This is a genomic window from Mesorhizobium sp. M0862, assembly GCF_040319795.1.
GTDB lineage: Bacteria > Pseudomonadota > Alphaproteobacteria > Rhizobiales > Rhizobiaceae > Mesorhizobium.
Genome location: NZ_JAMYOJ010000002.1, coordinates 49,383 through 66,780, shown reverse-complemented (window position 1 = coordinate 66,780; position 17,398 = coordinate 49,383). Strand labels below are relative to the sequence as shown.

Genomic DNA, 17,398 nt, shown 5'->3' with positions numbered 1-17,398 from the left:
ATGGCCGTCACCGACACGATCCTCCATTGTCAGATAGACCGGGAGCCGAAAAGCTTCAGTGAAAGTGATCAGAGCGGGGCAACGTTCTCCTTGTCGGTCAATCTCAGCATCGACTGTCACGCCTCAGGCGCAGACGAAGATGTTCCTGACGATGAGAAGGCGGCTCGGGAGAAGATTGTAAAGTTCCTCGACGCTGCCCAGAACCTCTTTATGGCGGTCTACCGGTATAGGGGGAAGGGTGAATCTCTCGTACTCGACGACGGCCGCCTCTATGAAGTGCGCGAGACGTACCACGCGGGCTTGCCGGCCGACCTCATCCAGTGGCTGGACGAGCAGAAACAGGTTTTGCCACGCCAGCTTCGCTTCTGGGCGCCCGAGCCGCAATCCGGCACCTCATCCGAGGTCGCCACGACTTCGGCGGGCGCAGGTGACAGGTTGCGCGCGGTTCAATCCTGGGACGCCCCTGTTGGTCACGGACTTGGCCTGACGCGCATCATTCGGGTACAAAAATCGCTGCTGCAAGATTACGGCTTGGTGGCACTGCCATTCTACATGGGCGTCAAGCCTCCACCGTACTTGACGGCCCTGGTCGAAACGGGATCGCCTGGCGACGACGACTGGTGTGGCGATGTAGAATACGACGTCTATGGCGACGGGACGTCGCTGAAGGTTCGCGCGACCCCGGTGGAAAAGGGCGCCGATTGGCTCAAACTGGAATATTTTAAGCCGGTAAGCCTTACCGCCAAAGGCTACCTCAAAATCAATCCCGCCGCGGCGGAGGTTCATCGCATCTCGCGATGGTTCGAGGAGCGCGCGGCGTTGATGATTGCTCCGGCGGCCGCGCTCGGACCGCGCGACGCCACGATCGAAGAAGTAAAGCGCGTCGAGAACCTGTGCGCTTTTGTCGAAGAGCGCAACGCCGACGGCACGAAAATTATCGCCTACCATTGGGACAATGCCGTCTGGTACGGCATCTCGCGGCTGGTAGCGGCGCTGGACAACCTTGTAATTTCCATCGTCCAACCGCCAGGGGTAGGACGCGAGGGCGAGGTAGTTGCACCGTTCGTCTCGCTGGTGCTGGACCGCCTCAGAGAGATGGATCCTCCTCTCAGGGAGGAGCAACTCCGGACGGCTCAGATCACAGAGGCGATACGGGGCACCTTCAAGGACGTTTCGCCGCTTACCCATACGACAACAGATTCTAAGCTAGGCGAGGCTGTCAGGCACGTCCACGCTGTGCCCATGCCGGGGGGGGCCAAGACAGACATCGTGGACGACTCCGATCTCGTAGCGGAATTGGTTCAGCATTTCGCCAAAGCCAAGTTCGGCGACGCGGTTGGAGAAAGGCTCAAGAAATACGCCGACAATGTTCCTCTGGCGCGGGTGAAAGTCGGCGAGGTGCTGACCAGGGCCGTCGGCGCGTTTGAACAAGCACTGAACGAGGAGCGCGGCGCGGAAGCCGCAGCGCTGCGTCTGCTGGAAACCGTTGATCTGGCATCGGACACCCCGCAGCCTCATGCCCGATTTGCCAAACGTTTCATAAACGACGCAAAGGTGGCCGATGCGTCCAAGGCAGCAGTCTATCTGGCCTTTGAGCAGGCATGGATTGAGTATCGCGGGCTGCTGGAGGGTCCGTTCAATGGCGCCGAAGCGGTCAGCCGCGCCGCGAGCCATTGCCTCACCCAGGCGCTTCTGTCGTCCTTTGACAAAATGGAAAGAATGACGGCTGGAGACATTGCCGACAAGCTCCAGCAGGCCGACTATTTCGCGCGGCGTTTCCTGGGGCCGGCCGGGGCGAGTATTCAGTGTTTCGACCCAATATCGGCCGTCTTGATCAATGTCGCGCCCGGCTGGCTGGCGGGCGTCGACGAGCACATCTTGCGCACTCACCTCATCAGGAGCTTCGCCGACGCGGTCGATCCCGTGAAAGCTCTGACCAAGCCCCAGCGTTTTGTTCCCGACCAATGCCCCCTTCCGCTGCCGGTGCAGATCGGCTCGAACGTCGATGGCGACAAGGTCGAAGATTTTGCCAGGGCATTGAACGGGATCGCGGTCGCAATTCGACGTCTTGACGATGATAATCCGCCATTTGCTCACGCTCATCTCGCCGATCTCTTCTGGACGTGGCCTTCGACCAAGGACATCGAACCCGAGTTGAAGGTCTACTCCGCGCTCGATCCGATGCTGCCCGCGGTCAGTGACGGTCGCGCGCCAATGTTCATCGAATATCAAGGTTATCCATTTGCCGACGGTATCCCGAGCGGAGGCGTCGTCTACAACGGCAACGAGCCTACCGACGCAACGCGTCCTCATTACAGTGTAGGGCCGCACGAGCCATTGGGGAGCAGTGACTTCGCCAGCCTTCCCAAGTTGGCTTATGGCAGAACGTATCAGACGTTCGCATTCGTAACCAGCAATGCAGGCACTCTGCCTCTCGACCTTCAACTGAACAGGACAGAGGCGCCCTGGATGCCGGACATACTCAAGACCCGCGCGCCGAAGGGCGCCCCGGTCATGGATGTCGACTACCAGCGCACGACCGCGATCTCCGACATGACGATAACAGAACTCGATGATGGGCCGGCGCTGTTTGGCAAGTCGATCGACAAGGTTATGCCGCTCGCCCTCGACTATCCGCGGGCCGTGATCTTCGCATCGCAGAGCAATTCGTCCTACTGCGACCTGTTCCGGTCGAAGGGCGGTTTCGGTGAAATACCGATCCCGTCCAATCCGGAGAAGCAATCGTCCCACGACGTGACGCTGGCCGACATCCGTTGGTCGGGTAAACCGAAATCGATTGTCCTGCAGGTTATGGACCGCCTGAGTGATCAGCCGCACGTGCTGGAGCGCATGAGCACGGCCGAGAGGAAACGCGATGGACTCGACGACAGCCGGGTCGGGCCGTCGTTTTCCATCCCTGTCGATGGCCGTTCCGAACTGACCGTTACATTCCGGACCATCGTTCCGCCGGACGGTTCGGGCGGGGACCCCGCGCGTTTCCTCGTTATCGATGGCCGCGCGAATGTGTTGCCATCCTGGCTCGATGATACGTGCTGGATCCGCCTTGTGGTCGAGGCGCCGGCTGATGCTTCGGCATGCATGTCTTTCGCCGAGGTCGAGGGCAGCGCAGTTGCCGGAGGGCCGCTGCTGCTGCTGCGGCCGAAATCAACCAAGGCGCAGTGGAACAAGAGCCTGAGGTCCGAACGCAGGGCCGAAGTCTCGACGCCACGTGTGGGGTATCTCGACTTTGAACGCTGGTACGCGAACCCCGATCGCCGATCCGACCTACCGGACCGCGTGCGAAGGGCGCTCAGCCTGGCCTACGCGCTGCGCGACGTTCGCCCGGAGCTTGGGACGCTCACCCCCCGTCTTCCCGATCCGGCCGTGCAAGCCGTCCGCGTCGATTTCGCCATGATCGACACGTTGATCGATGATCTTTCCGCTCCTCCGCCGGTGCTGGTCGATATTTCGCAATGGTTGGCCGAGGTCGCGGCCAGGATATTCTACGAGATCGAAAAACCGCTTCTAGCGGCGGCGGGGCTTGATGAAGAAAAGCCGACGCCGTGGACACTCGATGCACTCGTTGAGATGCTGAAAATGGTCGACGAAAAGTTCCGCTTTGTGATCAATTTCAGAGCCGGTGATCAACTGATACTGGACCAGCCCGGTTCCTCCTATGTGCAGGCAACCGCACCCGAAGGCTCCGTGACGTTTCTACGTCTCCACTCGCACGTCTCCATCGAGCACTTTGAACAAGGCACCCATCCATCGATGTTCGACGCGCGCATGTTGCAATACGCAAGTGTGATCAATGGCGACACCACCGCGTCGTTCCCCGGGCCGCCCCTGCGCATGGAAATCATGGCAGGATTTATGGACGAGATAGCTGGCGATATCGCGATAGAGCTGGCAGAAAAGATGATCGCTACAGAACCCTTCGAGCGGGTGCGTCGCTACGACCTCGTCACACTGGCGGCGATGCCGGCCAAGGCGCCTCAACTGAAGCTCTCTTACTGGCGGCTGCTGTCTGAAGTGGACGTCACGACGCAACGCTGGCGCCCGTCAGGCCGCCCCATATACAGCTACATCCGGCCCGAGGACCATGTTGACGACAGCTGGAAGAAAAAGCTGGCTGGCGCAAGGACGTTCGCGCGTGAGCTCACCGTCGACGCCGCCGTGGCCCGGTTCGAGCATGAGGCTTTCTACGATCGCCTCCATCTCGACGCGCACACCCTCACCCAGCGCATCACGCCGATGCCGTCCCGGACCACGCTGCAGCAGTTCTTCTGGGAGGCCCCGTCGGCCACCTATTTCCGGCACCGCTTCACGCTTCGTTCGCGATACGCCGGAGCGTTGCTCCGCCAGGAAGACAGGGAGTGCCCAGCTTGGCCAGCGGATGAACAAGTCGGTTCGTCGGAACAAACGTCTCCCGGCTGGGCGCGGCCCTGGACAAGGCGGGTGGTGATGCTCGCGGATGCTTCGCGCGTCATCGTGGCGCGTCCCCAGTTGCGGGCATTGATCCCGCTCACGTCCGCGCCCGACACAGATGGGCGGCGACAACCTGCGCCGCCAGTTGCCGCGATCCTTCAGGAGCCCCCCTTCGCTCAAGGCGGACTGGCAGATCGCATCGCTGCGGAAGTCAAAACCGGCTTCGGGTACGGCTTCAAGGCCGAGCAGCCGGAAGGCGGCGAAATTATTCCGGTCGAAATCCTCGATTCCCGCAAGGAAGCCGGCGTCGCGCCGTATCTAACCTATGCACCAATGGATGCAGCCAGCGCCCTCGGCATGACGTTGATACCTGAAGGTCCCATGGGACTGACGTTCGATTCGGTGACCGCGCCAGCTCCCGCCTTCCCGAATTCCATGTTTACATTGCGTCCCACCAGTTGGTGCGAGGGGCAATTGCCACTCGAGGATTTGATGATGGGCGTCGCGATGCGTCGCTACATTGACCCAGCTTGGACGGCGGCCGAGACCATCAAGCCTTCGCGAGGCAAAGCTCTAACTCTCGATCCTGATCGCACCTGGCTGATCGGCGCGAAGCCGTACAACTGGTTGGCAGGCGAGTTCGTGCCCTTGCCGGGCCTGTACGTAAAGCTGTCAAGCGGGCAACTGCCGGTTTTGACGCTGACGGTGGAAGACGGACAGGTCGTAGCTCGGGTTTCCAAAATGCTGATCGACGGCGTCGACACGAGCGGCGTTCCTATTGTTGTCGCCCGCTTTGCGAGGGACAAGGCTGAGGATAGACTGTTTATCCTTACTCAACCTGTGTCGGCCGGTAGATACTCCACGGCCCTGCTTGCCGTGCCGTTGAAGCCCAGCATTGCCGAGGGAGCAAGTGACTTACCGGTCGTGATGGCCAGCTTCGAATGGTCGTTGCCCAAGGATACGTACGGATCCCCGATCACGGACGGAAAAACGGGTGCAACGCTTCTGGTTTCTGGCACGCTTAGTCCCAAAGCTTGGGAGACGATTGCCAGCGCGCAGACATTCCTCAGATGGGCCCGTACCGGGCGCGATTTCGACTTCATCCATGTCGCGGCAACGGAAAACTACGAGTGGCGCCAGGCAAGTGTACCGGTTGATGGCCTTGAGGCATCCGTCCTGGCCGACGGAACGCTCAGCATCGGTCGCGGACAGAGCAAGAAGCCCATTTGGCCTTGCTCCTCGACCTTCACCAGCCCCTATCCGCTTCATGTGCACCGACATATGGCGGTAATAACATCGCGTCTCCTTGATGAGTTGGGCAGGCCGATCGAAATTTACGCGCGTAGCGCCGCTTCATGCCTGCTCGCGCCCACTCTGGTTACTCCCAGCGGCGAGGACAAGCCGCCGGTAGAGCACGCATGCCGCGTCATCGAATATGAGACGCCGGCGGCCATTTTGTGCGACGGCAACATCCCGGGCATACCCGAAACCTACCGGACGGCTTACTTCGATTTGCTTTCGACTGGTTTCAATTCAGGAGCACAGGGTGCGACGCTGCGCCTGTTCTTTCGGTTCGTCGCTCCATTCATCCACCGATCCTCGTTGAAAAACATGGTTCTGAAGATAGGGACGACCTATGGGGACCTCGTGCAATACACGCTCGGCCTCCCAACATCGAAAGAAGGTGTCGTAGGCCTGTCAGTTACGATTGACTCGAACTCTGCAGCAAAGCCCAGCTTCCAGTTTCTGGATGCCAGGGGGCAGCGGATGCCGCCGAAGGGCGACCTAGGGGGGAAACCTTTGGTTCTCGTCGATCCCACAGCCAAACAGCCCGGCCTATATGTTGAGGTGACCAGCGACTCCACGTCAGAGTTGTGGATGGACGTTTCTCTACTGCATTCTATCGGCACTGTTGCGGGCGAACCGTTCGACTTTGACTGGCTGTTCTCGCCGACCGATGGCGGGCCGCCGACCGATAGCGTCAGTCCGGCAGGGCTCAACAGGATGGTAGAGGCGCAGGCTCGCATCGTGTCGGTGTCGCCTCCGATTCGGTTGGTGTGAGGCCTCCTTTCCGGGCCGCACAGGGGAGCCGAAAGCAAGCGCACGAGGACCAAGTCTACTCTTATGAAACCATCTTCGCCTTAGCGAGAGATGGGATGGAACGAAGGGGGAGATACTGCCGAGTTTAGAGTTTACGCCAGTACCACGGTATAGGCCGATTGATGTCGCGACGCCGGCCGATTCGGCGAGAACGTTCAATGCGTAGCTGCGACAACTACAAGCCTACATTCCGATCTCCCGTTTGCGGCCAAAGCTCCAGTCAATGCCCCCGCCGTCCCGGGTGACGCCAGCGATGTGCTGGCCAAGCTTCTTCTCGAGTGCGGCGGACCATGGCACGAGCTGGAAGCCGAGGCCGTTGTCGATCATCGCGAAGCGACCCGACGAGAGTAGCAAGCGCTGGCGATAGGTGCCTGAGACGTGTTGGCCGGCAGCAGCCGACACCCGCGGCAAGCCGGTTTCTTCCGACAGCTTCTTGCCGACGGCGTCCAACTCGCGGCGGCGCAGCGTATCGAGCAAGTCGCGCTGGAGGATGATGCGCCGACCCTGGCGGCGAGCTAGCCCTTCGTCGGCGAGATACTCGGCGCGGGACTGCATGGCGTCGCGGGCCTCTCTGCCGAACCCGCCCAGGGAAAGCGGCATCTGCTCGCGCTCGACCAGACGGTGGTCGAGCCACGTGGCTCCGGGCGCTGTGATCTGGGTGTGCAGATCGAGATCGGAACGGGTGGCGAGCATCAGTGTGGCTTGCGGATCCTCCAACCCGCCAAACTGACGAACCTCAACGATGCCGCCGACCGGCGGCGCGTGCTCGAATGCCTCGATGCCGCGGAAGCGGACATGATGTGCGCGGCCGTCTGTGCCATCGATCACGGCGTAGGCTTCTCCCGTCAGTTCGTTGTGAAGGCCCTTGTCCACCAGCCGGCCGATGAGGGGCGCGGTCTTCATGCCGGCGTCGATCGCAAAGTCAGCGACGCCACGATCCTGGCCGCGCTCGGCAAAGGCTCGATGCATCGTCTTGATGATGTCGCCGCGCATGCCGAGGTCGCGGAGCGAGCGTTCGGCTTCTAGACCGACCATCCATTCGCCGTGGCCGGCCGGGGTCGCGAGGCCCATCTTCTCCAGATGCTGGACCCGGCCGATCATCAGGCGACGGATTTCGGGATCGGCGGGGCCGGTCGCCTCGGGGCGCAGGTCGATGTACCCCGTCTCGTGAGCGGCGATGCGGATCTCCACATCGAGTCGCGTCCAACGCTCGGCGGTGATCTCCTTCTCCAGGGCGTTGCGGATTTCGTGCTCGGGCCGCGGCCCGAGTTCGATCGAGACCAGCTCCTCGGCGCGGGAGCGCAGGCCACGGCTGATATAGTCGCGCGAGATCACGAGGTCCGCGCCGGTGTCGTCGACCCCACGCACTAGCAGATGGACGTGGGGGTTGTCGGTGTTCCAGTGATCGACGGCGAGCCAGTCGAGACGGGATCCGAGGTCGGCTTCCATCTGCTTCGCAAGGTCGCGCGTAAAGGCGGGCAGGTCCGTCATCTCGCCGGCGTCCTCGGGCGAGACGATGAAGCGGAAATGGTGGCGGTCGTCCTTGGATCGCTCGGCGAAGGCTACGTCATTGGCGCGGTCGCTGCCGGCGTCAAACATCACTGCCTTCTCACTGTTGCGGGTGACGCCGTCGCGCTTCAGATAGGACAGATGTGCGGACAAGGGGGCGGAGCGAAACGCCTTGCCGGAATGCCGGGCAATCCGCGCTGCGACGACGACACGTCGGTTAGAGGAGAAGAGCCGGTTCCGGCTGAAGTTGATCCGGCCACGCCCGAAGCTGGAGCGGCCCAGAGCCGGCGAACGGCCGTTCCTCGGCGCTGAACTGAACGCGCCATCGGTATGGCCGGCGCGCTTGGCGGCTCGCAGCACCTGGTTGACGAAGCTCTTCGCCTTCGGCGCGCGGGTGCTGCGGATGCGTCCTGGCCGGAGGCGAAAGTCGCTGTCGCCCTCGCTCATGGCTACCCCGCCAACAGGGGTGTTAGCCGTACAGTGCCGGAAACCACTTTGAAATCGTTGACAAAACCCTCAAGCGCGGCACGCGCCTCGACCGACAGGCTCGCCGGAAGCCAAGCCATATCAATGGCTTGGCTGACGACCGGCGAGCCCCTTTTATCTTGCCGTCCTAAGCTCGTGTTTCCTCGCCACTCCTGCAATTCCCTCCACCCTCCGCCATTCCACGCCGGGCAGCGCGATCCCGCGAAACTCGTCATCATGGGCCGCCAGAGCCGGGACGGGCGATGAACAGGCCATCGGAAATGGGCGAGATGGCGGAGAGATCGTGCACGGGAGTTGCCGCCGGGGCGTCATCGGGCTGGCCATCGCGCGGTGCAGGATCGACAGCCGGCGGGTGCTCGGACTGGGCGGTGAAAAGCGGTGCGCGCGTCCAGCTATTGCGCTCGACGGCCCCGGCTAAGAAAGGGCGATCAAACTTTCCGCCTCCGACTATTGGAGCGAGGGCAGCGACGTAGGCGCGCGTTTCTGCTGGTAGCGCACGTCTGCCCGCGAGGTATTCCTCGTAGCGGCCAGGGCCTGCATTGTAGGCGGCGAGGAAGCCCGGAGAACCATACCGGTCATGCATCTCGCGCAGGTAGGCTGCGCCTGCCAGGATGTTGTCACGTGGGCTGAAGGGATCGCCGCCGAGATGGTGGCGAAGACGAAGATCGGCCCACGTCTCGGGCATGATTTGCATCAGCCCCATGGCGCCCACAGATGAGATCGCCCGAGCGTCGCCTGTGCTTTCGGCGCGCATGATGGCGCGTATCCAGCTCTTCGGAATGCCGAAGCGCTGCGACGCCTCGGCAACAATTGCGGCGTAGGGATCGCCGGGAGCCTTTCGCTCGATCGGTGCCTTCTGCGCGACCGTGGCCGGCGACAAAGCGACGATCGAGATAAGGCCGGAAAGGACAATGAATGCGCCGCGGACGGGGATCTTCGGACGTCCGATGGAAAAGCGGTGGCGGGAGATCGGCATGGCCTCACTCCCGTTCGCTGCGTTTGGGCGAACGGTTCCAGTGCAGCGACCATGATGCATTGTCGGCATCAGACCGGAAGAGGTTTGCCCGGATCGGCTGCGCGAGGACGGGATCGTCGAACAGCAGCGAGACGTATTCGCCGGCCTTGTCTCCGGTTCGCTTCCAGCCTGCACCGACCTCTGGTCCGTCACCATCCTCACCCATCTGGATGCGATAATCCGGCGCGTTCTCCGCGTCCGACGGCTCGGCCGGAACGAGGGCGAGTTGCACGTCGATGGCGAGCGTGCGGACGCGGCCGGAATATCCGGACTTCGTGCGGATGAAGTCTCCGATCTGTGACATTTCTTTGCTCCTTTCTGCGATGGGGGTTGAAGGTTCGGGCGCAATCAGTGGCTTGGAGCGCGCCATTCGTAGCCGCCGGTCCCGCCCTGCTCGGTCCACAGCGGGGTGGCGCGGCCGATGATCAAGCTGGTCGCAATCGACCCGAAGTAGCGACCATCGAGACTGTCGTGGACTTGTGCATTCATGAGGAAGACTTCGCCGCCGACGATGCGCCGGCAGCCCTGCCAGACCGGCAGTGGGCGGCCGAGGTGATCGTGTTCGAGCGCCTTGCCAATCTCGATTCCATCGACGGCGATGGCGAGGCCATTGCGACAGACTTCCTGCCCGGGAAGGCCGGCGACGCGCTTCATCAGCGGCACACCGCGCGGCAGGAAGCCGTTGTCGGCAAGGAAGCTCGCCAGTGGTTCTGGAGCATCGACAGCAACAAGATCGCCCACAGCAAGCCGCCCTGCCGGGCGGATGCGGTAGAGACCGATCGGCGTGCTGGCTGATGCGTTCCAGATCAGCTTTGGAGTGACATGGATGAATGACAGCCCACCGACCGCGAGCACCGCGAAATATGTCGTCATGGTGTAGCCGAACCGCGTCATCGTTCGGTCCTGCTACGCTGGAGCCAGGCGTCATGCCGCTCGCTGGTGTAGGGGCGTGGCTCTTGGTCGGCCTTCAGACGGTTGTGGACATGACGCCAATGGTCAGGCGCGACATCGGCGGGATCGATGCCGAGCGCCTCGATGGCGTCGATGGCCTGCAGCACGCGCTCGACCTTCGGCCATCTGTCGACTTTCAGCAGGATGTCGCCGCCTGGTCTGACGAATGGCAGTGTCTGGAACAGTTCGCCGTCACGAACCGCGCGCAGGATGTCGATGCGCGAGATGATCGTGCCGAAGTCGTTCGCCGCCCAGCGGACGAAGGCGAAGGTGGTGTTGGGCGCAAACCCGACGACGCGGTGGCGCTGGTCGAGAACCTGCTCGTGAATCTTGCGACCGAACCTGATCCAGTGCTCGATCCGCTTCTCGATCCAGGTCAGTTCAACGAGGGTTGTGGATGGTGTGGCAACGTCGGGCTGTCGGCCGCCGCGTATACGACGCGTCTGGTTTCGGGTCACGGAGTGTCTCCTTGGCTCTCGGGAAATTCGCGGGCGAGCAGGTCGCGCAGCATGTCGGCGACGGTCTGGCCTCGCTGGAAGGCGACAATCTTGATGCGACCGCGCAGCTCGGGTGTGACGTCGATCGTCAGCCGGGCGGTGAAAGCAGAGCCGTCATTGCTTCGACCCAGCGCTATCCCGGATTCCTTGATCCAGTCCTCGGCGGTGCCGGGACGGGCGATGAAGCCGCGCTTCGAGGGTCGCCCATTCATGGCGCGATCCTTCCAACTTCCGCAGCGAAGGCCGCAATCTCGCGTGAAGCCGGGCTATCCTCGTCTGTCTCAAAGACGAGGCGACCCGATTGTGCGGCATCGGCAAAGGCGACGCGCTGGCCGATGGTCGCTGCGAGCACCGGCGGATCGTGATCGGCCAGGGTCTCAGCCGTTTCGCGGGCGATGACGGTACGCGTGGCGCAACGATTGAGCACGAAGCGAGCGACAAGTTGGGGGCGGTAGATCCGCGCCTCTCGGATTAGTGCCAGCATCTCGGCCGACGCCCAGCCATCGAAGGGAGACGGCTGAACCGCGACAAGCGCGAGATCGGCCGCGAGCAGCGCCGAGCGCATCAGCGCGGCGACACGGGGCGGCCCATCGATGACGATATGATCGGCACCACGGGCCAGTTCGGGCGCCTCGCGATGCAGGGTATCGCGCGCCAGGCCGACAACCCCGAACAGCCGTTGCAGACCTTCCCGGGCGCGCTGCTGCGACCAGTCGAGAGCCGAGCCCTGCGGGTCGGCATCGATCAGCGTGATGCGCTTTCCCGTCCTGGCCCATTGCCCGGCGAGATGCAGCGCCAGCGTCGTCTTGCCGACGCCCCCTTTCTGATTGAGGAGCGCTACGATCATTTTGCCCCTCGCGGCTTAGGTTCGAGGGGAAGTTCAGGTGTCGGAACGCCAGGTTTACTGAAAGACGTATACGGGAAGATCGGGGGCTGAAGCGTCTGTGTTTCGTTGCGATTGCCGCCGTCGGCAGAGCTTTCAACGATGCCGCGCGCGCCATAAGAGTTAGATTCTGTGTTAGATTCTAAGTTAGGGGCGCGATTTTCGCTTGCTGTGCAGTGGGTTAACCCATGTTTGGGTTCCCGATAGCACGAGCCTCGGGTTCCCGATGGCACGATAGTGCGGGTTCCCGATAGCACGAGGCCGTCCACAGGTCTCCTTTGAGGAGTTGGCTCAAAGGAGAGCAGCACCCGGCCGCTGATTTCGACCTCGATGAACAGGGTGTACCCGGGCAGCGGCTGGCGTCTGACGATGTCGCGCAGCTCGAAGGCAAACCGCTTGAAGGGTGAGAGGCTACCGGACTTCAGGTAGAGATGGCGGAAGTCGAAGCGCCAGCCGGCGCGCTGTCGGCCGCAATGCTTGCGCACGAGCCGATAGAGCCAGCGGTCGAGCCCACCCGTCAGCGAAAAGTAATCGCGGTCGATGGTGAGTACGAGGGCCTCGTCGAGGACCGCCTGATAGAACCAGTCGGGGACGATCAATTCGATGCCAGCGGGACGCCCGCGCCGATCCGTGCGCTCGACCCACTCGTTGATCCAGGAGAAGCGGTGCCGACGACCCTGCGCGGGCTGGCGTATCGTCGTCGCCACCGTTGTCGATTGCAGGCGATCAAGCGCCGCCTTCAGGCGCTGGTAGTCACGAGCGCCGACGCCGCGTCCGATGAAGGTGAGAATTTCGTAGGGCGTGGCCGCCATAAGGCGCGACGTGCGCAGTCCGGCGTCGCGCGCCTCGACGATCTGGCTTGCGGCCCAGATAAGGATATCCGCGTCCCAGATGGTCGCCATACCATGTTCGGGCACGGCTTCGACGCGGACAACGACGTCCCCGGCGGAGAAGTCGATGGGCTGTACCCGAAGGGATTTGGAGAGGCTGAAGAACGGATAGGCCATGAGATCCTGCGTGTCTCGGGGTGCGAGATCGCTACCGCGCGCACGGAACAGTTCGAGTTGTCCGCGTTCCGACAGGGGGCGATGGCGCACCGGCATTGTGGAAACCGGCGCGACGGTCAGCGGGCGTGACGGCCGGCAACGACGGGCGTCACGGCCTCATGGCGCTTTGCGGGAAGAACACTGCCGCGGGGGTCGGAGGTCGAGATAACGGCGCCCCGGTCCGCCCAGGCCTGCAGGTCGTCGATCGCGTAGACGACGCGTCCGCCGAGCTTTCGATAGGATGGGCCGGTTCCGTAGGTCCGGTGTTTCTCCAGCGTGCGGCCGGACAGGCCCAAGAATCGAGCCGCTTCGGGAGTACGAAGAAAGCGCGGCGGCAAGCCGGTGAGGTTGGCGGACATGATCGGGCCTCCGTGGGTTCATTGAGGCCGCTGGCGATCAGCGGCGGACGAAGGCCACGGTGGCGGAGAGGAGCTGCGAGGGGGGATGGCGAAGAAGGGTGAGCTAAATTCGCACCCCAGACGTGGCGCGAAGGGTGTCAGGACTTGCGGCGATGGCGCAGAAGCTTGCGATAGCCGCCGGCGATCATGGCGCGACCGTCCTTGACGAGGTCGATGGTGCTGTCTCGAAGCGCCGACGTCTTCCAGGAATCTGCTGCGACGCGCGGCGCGCCATAGATGGCGTTTGCGATCTCGCGGTAGCTCGCGCCGTTCATGCTGCCGTCGACGGCCTGCAGCATGTGGCGCAGCCTTCGGCGCTGCTGTGCCGTCAGGCGGGTATCGGGGAAAACGCGACGGCTATGCAGTGCGCGCCAGAGCCGCGTGACGGCCTCAATGCGATCGAGGCCGTCGGCGTCAAGCGGAACAAGGGCCGCCAGCGGCTGATCGGGCCGCGCATCGCCAAGCACCAGAAGGCGGATGGCGGCGGCACCCTCGCCGTGCAAAATGCTCAGCCCCTCCGGCCCTAACTGCGCGTTGCGGGGATCGAGATCATGTGGCGCAAAGCCTTCCAAGCCCGGCAATGGCAATGGCGGGATCGCTGTGAGCATTACTGTGCCCGGATCGGCTCCCGGCGCCCAGAACACTGCCTTCTCGATGGCACTGAAAGTTGGGTCGACAGAGAAATCGCAGCCCCCAGCGCATTCGCACCATGTTCGTCAGGCGCTCACGGTCCGCGTCGGGACGTTCAGCTTCAGCGTAGTCGCGCTGATAGTCGGCGTTGCGGCGCAACCATTCCCAAGCGAGATCCGCGGCGACGAGGTCGTCGAGATAGTCGTACGTCGACGAGGATCTCCACTGTGATGTGTCCGGCCGCATCAGTGTCCTCTAAGCGTGCATGGTCTCGTACATGCTGGGAGCGACACGATTGCCGGATGTAAAGACCTCGGGAAGCCCTCGCGTGGACAACGCGCGATGCGGGCGTTGCATCGCGGTCGAGCTAGTGACGACCCTCGCGAACAAGCTTGCGGTAGCCGTGCTCTGTCATCCAGCGTGCGCGGGCAAGATGGGTGTCGTAAACGCGCCGGGCTCGTTCGGGTTCGAGGTCAGCATCTAAACCAAAGAGGATCGACACTGCCTCATGCCAGTCTGCACCGTCGGCCGCCGCGTCAATGAGGCGGATATACAGCTTCATGTGCTCGCGATCGTACCTGGTGAGCTCTTGGCTCTCTGGTGGCTGGTCCAGAAACGCTTCTTGTGTCACGCCGATCTCCCGCAGCCAGTCATCGCAGCGTCTGGATCATGTGAGCAGTATAGGCTGGCAGGTGAATGCGCGAGTGCACGAAGGCATCAGGTGATGCGCGCGGCGCATCGCCGCGCCGGGCCGTGAGAGGCTAGGACGAACCGGGGGAATCGATCTTCGCACGAACAAGCATCACTCCTTCCCCTTGGTCGGAGGACAGAAAGACGATACCGCTGCTCTCAAGGGTCCGGCGCACCTGATCGCGTGTCGTCTCGTACACCTTGAAGTCGTTCTCGGACTCAAGGCGCTTCAACGCGGTCAGCGATACCAGGGCCTTCTCAGCGAGCGTCTCCTGCGTCCAACCAAGCAACGCGCGCGCGGCCCGCGTCTGTCGGGCGGTGATCATGCATGACCACCTCCTACAGACCTAAATGCGCACGCCAGAACTACGGCTAAAATAGTCGTTCTTGACTGACATAGCGAGAGAAAAGTGCCGCGCGGAGCTGGCTTTGGGGAATTAAGGCCGAACTGATTCGGTCGCCCGAAAAGGGGCTTGGCCCCGCCCGGTGTGTCCGGGCGGGGCGTTGTTCAGGCCGCCTACTCCCCGTTACGGCGGCTGGGGCGGGACCAGATGAGGCTGAAGCCTTCGCCTTCCTCGTCGTCGAAGAGGTTGGCGTAGATCGGAGCGTTGAAGCTCGGGTCATCGAGCTTGAGGCCGAGGTAGTCGCGGCCCTCGTTGGAGGTTTTGGACCAGGCGGCGCCGATCTCGGCGCGGCCGACGAAGACGCGGTGGCTTGGGGCGCTCTCGCCGACCTGGCGGCTCTCGGGGACGATGCGGACGTTCTTGGTCTGAAGGCTCAGGGTGACGATTTCGCCGGTGAATTCGTTGCCGGACTTTTTGAAAGTGCCGATGGTCGCCATGGTAGTTCTCCTTGATCTCTGCTTCGAGCCCGCACCATTGCGGCCTCGATGGCGATCGGCAGGCCGGAGGCGATCGACGCGGCATCGCTTGCGACCGCAGCGTCAGCGGAGGATGGCAGTCAGGCGACTTTGTTGGGTCGCGAGGAATGACGGCACAGCCGGCAGGGGAAGAAAGTCGATCGGCGCCATTGCCGCATAGGCGGTCGAGGCATAGCCGACCTTCGGTCAGATCAGGCCATTGATGAGGCCGTTTTGGAGCGGTCGACCTACAAGAGGACCTCAAGCGAGAACATGGCGACCAACGTTCACTTCGAGTAGCCGGCGTTTGCTCTACGGCGCTCAGCCCGCCTTTCGACCATATCCGCGATGTCACCGGAATGAGCTTCCCAGGGAGAAGACCGCCGTTGCATCTGCGATCGACGGCCGCTTGAGGTCGTGACCGCGGTCAATGCCAGACGGGGTACTGCTCGGATCTGCGCCGTGCGTGTGGGAACCCCGTGGGCTTGAACGCTCTGTCCGTGACCCTGACGCGGCGAGGAGCGGCTTGGTAGTGATCCTCGCTGTCCTCTGGCCCACAAACTCCGGATGGGCCCTAATACCTCTGCACAGAGGATTAGTGCTGGCGATCGCGCGACAGCGAGGGCCCTTTTCAGTCAGCATCGGATCAGAGCGACATGAGGGCGCTGCTGGACTAGTTGATCGACGGCGACGTGGAACTGAGACGCTGGGCACGTGCGAGCGCGCTACTGAGTTCGGGTGAAAACAGTATGATAGCCGCTGCCAGCAGGCGACCATGCCGCCGGTCAAATTCCAAGCGTCCGGCCGGTGGCCTTCGCCCAGCCACAGCCAGAGCAACGCAGCGACGATGTAAATGCCGCCACAGGCGGCATTGGACCTCCCGGCATAATCACTTGGGAGAAGCGTCAGCAACTAGGCGAACAGCACCGGCGAAACGACGCCGGGGCCAGCCAGGCAAAAGATTTGCCCTGCCGCAGCCACCGGCCGCCCCGTCTGCTGAACGACGATCGCTTTGGGCCTTTCTTGCAGCCCTCCGACAAGCTTGTGGACGATCCTGTTCTGAGGATCATCCAATCGCCGATTAATCATGAGCAGGTTCCAAGCCGAGTCGTTGCGCTATTCCACAGAGGCCAGATAACGACCTCGAGCTTATCGCTAACGTCCGGCGTAAGGCCGGTCAACGGAATTGGGCACAGTTTTACTTAGGACGCCTACCCCGACCCCCTTCGGCATCCCCTCGCTATCCCTTACTTATCGCGCACACAGCAATGTCCATCAACAACCGGCCGTACAGGTGTACCCACCACCCTCTACGCTAAGAAAGTCGTGAAAGTTTGTTTGGTCAATGCACGCAGAACTTTCCCTCCCCGGTAATTGTAGAGAGCAAGTGAAAGTATAAACGTCACCCGATTGTCTTTTTATCCGACAACTGAAGTCCGCTTTAATTAGATGATCGACATTGCTTGTTGCTTCCATCCTAGCGTTAGTATAATGATCTCCCCCATTTCCAAAAAGTACGCATTGAGCGCTTAAGGCTCCGTCAGCTTCTGGGGAGGGCTTTTCTGCTTTCAGAGGTGTTGTAAATACTGGTTCTGTACCGGTAGATGGCAGGTCGCTCGCGTTCGCATTCATAAATGAAATATTGAACACGACACCAAGTATAATTGCGAATGCTATTCCATTATTTCCCTGTATCACGTCGTCCTCCACTCGATCATTTTTTTTCTGTTGCCTTTCCCCTTGAACGCAATTTATCCTCGTGCCGAACTAGCTGCCCATCTCCCTGTGGACATGGATTATTTAGGTCAACCCATGACCCGCTGTCCGAACACTTCATTTCTCGCCCGCTCTGGCACACAACGGAACCTGGAGAATAAGAACTACCATTGTAGGTACAATTCATAAC

16 protein-coding genes are annotated in these 17,398 nt (G+C 62.0%); 1 reads left to right on the top strand and 15 read right to left on the bottom strand.

The genetic code is table 11. The features are described 5' to 3' along the window. Positions 1-6,489 (top strand): hypothetical protein, encoded by a 6,489-nt coding sequence (locus tag NKI15_RS02955; RefSeq protein ID WP_352885685.1) that lies wholly within the window; start codon positions 1-3, stop codon positions 6,487-6,489. 222 nt (positions 6,490-6,711) lie between these two features. Here NKI15_RS02955 and NKI15_RS02950 read toward each other — a convergent pair whose 3' ends face one another. The 15 genes from NKI15_RS02950 to NKI15_RS02880 form a co-directional block, all read right to left on the bottom strand. Further along, the gene (locus NKI15_RS02950; RefSeq protein ID WP_352885684.1) at positions 6,712-8,484 is read right to left on the bottom strand and encodes a relaxase/mobilization nuclease domain-containing protein; all 1,773 of its coding nucleotides are present in this window, start codon (positions 8,482-8,484) and stop codon (positions 6,712-6,714) included. A 253-nt stretch (positions 8,485-8,737) separates the two neighbouring features. After that, complete coding sequence (locus tag NKI15_RS02945; RefSeq protein ID WP_352885683.1) at positions 8,738-9,499, bottom strand: lytic transglycosylase domain-containing protein; 762 nt, start codon at positions 9,497-9,499, stop codon at positions 8,738-8,740. Between the two features lie 4 nt (positions 9,500-9,503). Then, the gene (locus tag NKI15_RS02940) at positions 9,504-9,842 is read right to left on the bottom strand and encodes a DUF736 domain-containing protein (protein WP_352885682.1); all 339 of its coding nucleotides are present in this window, start codon (positions 9,840-9,842) and stop codon (positions 9,504-9,506) included. A gap of 44 nt (positions 9,843-9,886) precedes the next feature. Continuing rightward, on the bottom strand, positions 9,887-10,432 hold the full coding sequence (locus tag NKI15_RS02935) for a S26 family signal peptidase (RefSeq protein WP_352885681.1): 546 nt from the start codon (positions 10,430-10,432) through the stop codon (positions 9,887-9,889). Continuing rightward, a complete protein-coding gene (locus tag NKI15_RS02930) occupies positions 10,429-10,947 on the bottom strand; it encodes a DUF2840 domain-containing protein (protein ID WP_502898669.1) in 519 nt (172 codons plus the stop codon). The genes NKI15_RS02935 and NKI15_RS02930 overlap by 4 nt, the downstream gene beginning before the upstream one ends. After that, the gene (locus tag NKI15_RS02925; RefSeq protein WP_352885680.1) at positions 10,944-11,198 is read right to left on the bottom strand and encodes a hypothetical protein; all 255 of its coding nucleotides are present in this window, start codon (positions 11,196-11,198) and stop codon (positions 10,944-10,946) included. The genes NKI15_RS02930 and NKI15_RS02925 overlap by 4 nt, the downstream gene beginning before the upstream one ends. Then, complete coding sequence (gene parA, locus NKI15_RS02920; RefSeq protein WP_352885679.1) at positions 11,195-11,833, bottom strand: ParA family partition ATPase; 639 nt, start codon at positions 11,831-11,833, stop codon at positions 11,195-11,197. Before parA ends, NKI15_RS02925 begins: the two co-directional genes overlap by 4 nt. Beyond that, positions 11,830-12,972, bottom strand: a complete 1,143-nt coding sequence (locus tag NKI15_RS02915; RefSeq protein ID WP_352885678.1) for a replication initiator protein A — start codon at positions 12,970-12,972, stop codon at positions 11,830-11,832. The genes parA and NKI15_RS02915 overlap by 4 nt, the downstream gene beginning before the upstream one ends. Positions 12,973-12,992: 20 nt before the next feature. After that, complete coding sequence (locus NKI15_RS02910) at positions 12,993-13,274, bottom strand: helix-turn-helix transcriptional regulator (RefSeq protein ID WP_352885677.1); 282 nt, start codon at positions 13,272-13,274, stop codon at positions 12,993-12,995. Between the two features lie 137 nt (positions 13,275-13,411). Next, positions 13,412-13,921 (bottom strand): DUF2285 domain-containing protein, encoded by a 510-nt coding sequence (locus NKI15_RS02905; RefSeq protein WP_352885676.1) that lies wholly within the window; start codon positions 13,919-13,921, stop codon positions 13,412-13,414. After that, entirely contained in the window at positions 13,863-14,189 is a 327-nt protein-coding gene (locus tag NKI15_RS02900) for a transcriptional regulator domain-containing protein (protein ID WP_352885675.1), read from the bottom strand. The genes NKI15_RS02905 and NKI15_RS02900 overlap by 59 nt, the downstream gene beginning before the upstream one ends. Before the next feature lie 121 nt (positions 14,190-14,310). Then, the gene (locus tag NKI15_RS02895) at positions 14,311-14,574 is read right to left on the bottom strand and encodes a DNA -binding domain-containing protein (protein ID WP_352885674.1); all 264 of its coding nucleotides are present in this window, start codon (positions 14,572-14,574) and stop codon (positions 14,311-14,313) included. 130 nt (positions 14,575-14,704) lie between these two features. Further along, positions 14,705-14,959 carry a helix-turn-helix domain-containing protein gene (locus NKI15_RS02890; protein WP_287070818.1) on the bottom strand — a complete coding sequence of 85 codons (255 nt, stop codon included), beginning with the start codon at positions 14,957-14,959 and terminating at the stop codon, positions 14,705-14,707. Positions 14,960-15,150: 191 nt separating this feature from the next. Then, positions 15,151-15,474, bottom strand: coding sequence for a DUF736 domain-containing protein (locus NKI15_RS02885; protein WP_352885673.1), 324 nt, complete (start codon positions 15,472-15,474; stop codon positions 15,151-15,153). Between the two features lie 369 nt (positions 15,475-15,843). Next, positions 15,844-16,404 (bottom strand): YnfA family protein, encoded by a 561-nt coding sequence (locus tag NKI15_RS02880; protein WP_352885672.1) that lies wholly within the window; start codon positions 16,402-16,404, stop codon positions 15,844-15,846. Positions 16,405-17,398: the final 994 nt, after the last annotated feature.

What these genes read in the sequence shown, in the direction of transcription:
- NKI15_RS02955 (WP_352885685.1), top strand. Translation starts at nt 1, where the DNA reads ATGGCCGTCACCGACACGATCCTCCATTGTCAGATAGACCGGGAGCCG.
- NKI15_RS02950 (WP_352885684.1), bottom strand. Translation starts at nt 8,484, where the DNA reads ATGAGCGAGGGCGACAGCGACTTTCGCCTCCGGCCAGGACGCATCCGC.
- NKI15_RS02945 (WP_352885683.1), bottom strand. Translation starts at nt 9,499, where the DNA reads ATGCCGATCTCCCGCCACCGCTTTTCCATCGGACGTCCGAAGATCCCC.
- NKI15_RS02940 (WP_352885682.1), bottom strand. Translation starts at nt 9,842, where the DNA reads ATGTCACAGATCGGAGACTTCATCCGCACGAAGTCCGGATATTCCGGC.
- NKI15_RS02935 (WP_352885681.1), bottom strand. Translation starts at nt 10,432, where the DNA reads ATGACGCGGTTCGGCTACACCATGACGACATATTTCGCGGTGCTCGCG.
- NKI15_RS02925 (WP_352885680.1), bottom strand. Translation starts at nt 11,198, where the DNA reads ATGAATGGGCGACCCTCGAAGCGCGGCTTCATCGCCCGTCCCGGCACC.
- parA (WP_352885679.1), bottom strand. Translation starts at nt 11,833, where the DNA reads ATGATCGTAGCGCTCCTCAATCAGAAAGGGGGCGTCGGCAAGACGACG.
- NKI15_RS02915 (WP_352885678.1), bottom strand. Translation starts at nt 12,972, where the DNA reads ATGCCGGTGCGCCATCGCCCCCTGTCGGAACGCGGACAACTCGAACTG.
- NKI15_RS02910 (WP_352885677.1), bottom strand. Translation starts at nt 13,274, where the DNA reads ATGTCCGCCAACCTCACCGGCTTGCCGCCGCGCTTTCTTCGTACTCCC.
- NKI15_RS02905 (WP_352885676.1), bottom strand. Translation starts at nt 13,921, where the DNA reads ATGCTCACAGCGATCCCGCCATTGCCATTGCCGGGCTTGGAAGGCTTT.
- NKI15_RS02900 (WP_352885675.1), bottom strand. Translation starts at nt 14,189, where the DNA reads ATGCGGCCGGACACATCACAGTGGAGATCCTCGTCGACGTACGACTAT.
- NKI15_RS02890 (WP_287070818.1), bottom strand. Translation starts at nt 14,959, where the DNA reads ATGATCACCGCCCGACAGACGCGGGCCGCGCGCGCGTTGCTTGGTTGG.
- NKI15_RS02885 (WP_352885673.1), bottom strand. Translation starts at nt 15,474, where the DNA reads ATGGCGACCATCGGCACTTTCAAAAAGTCCGGCAACGAATTCACCGGC.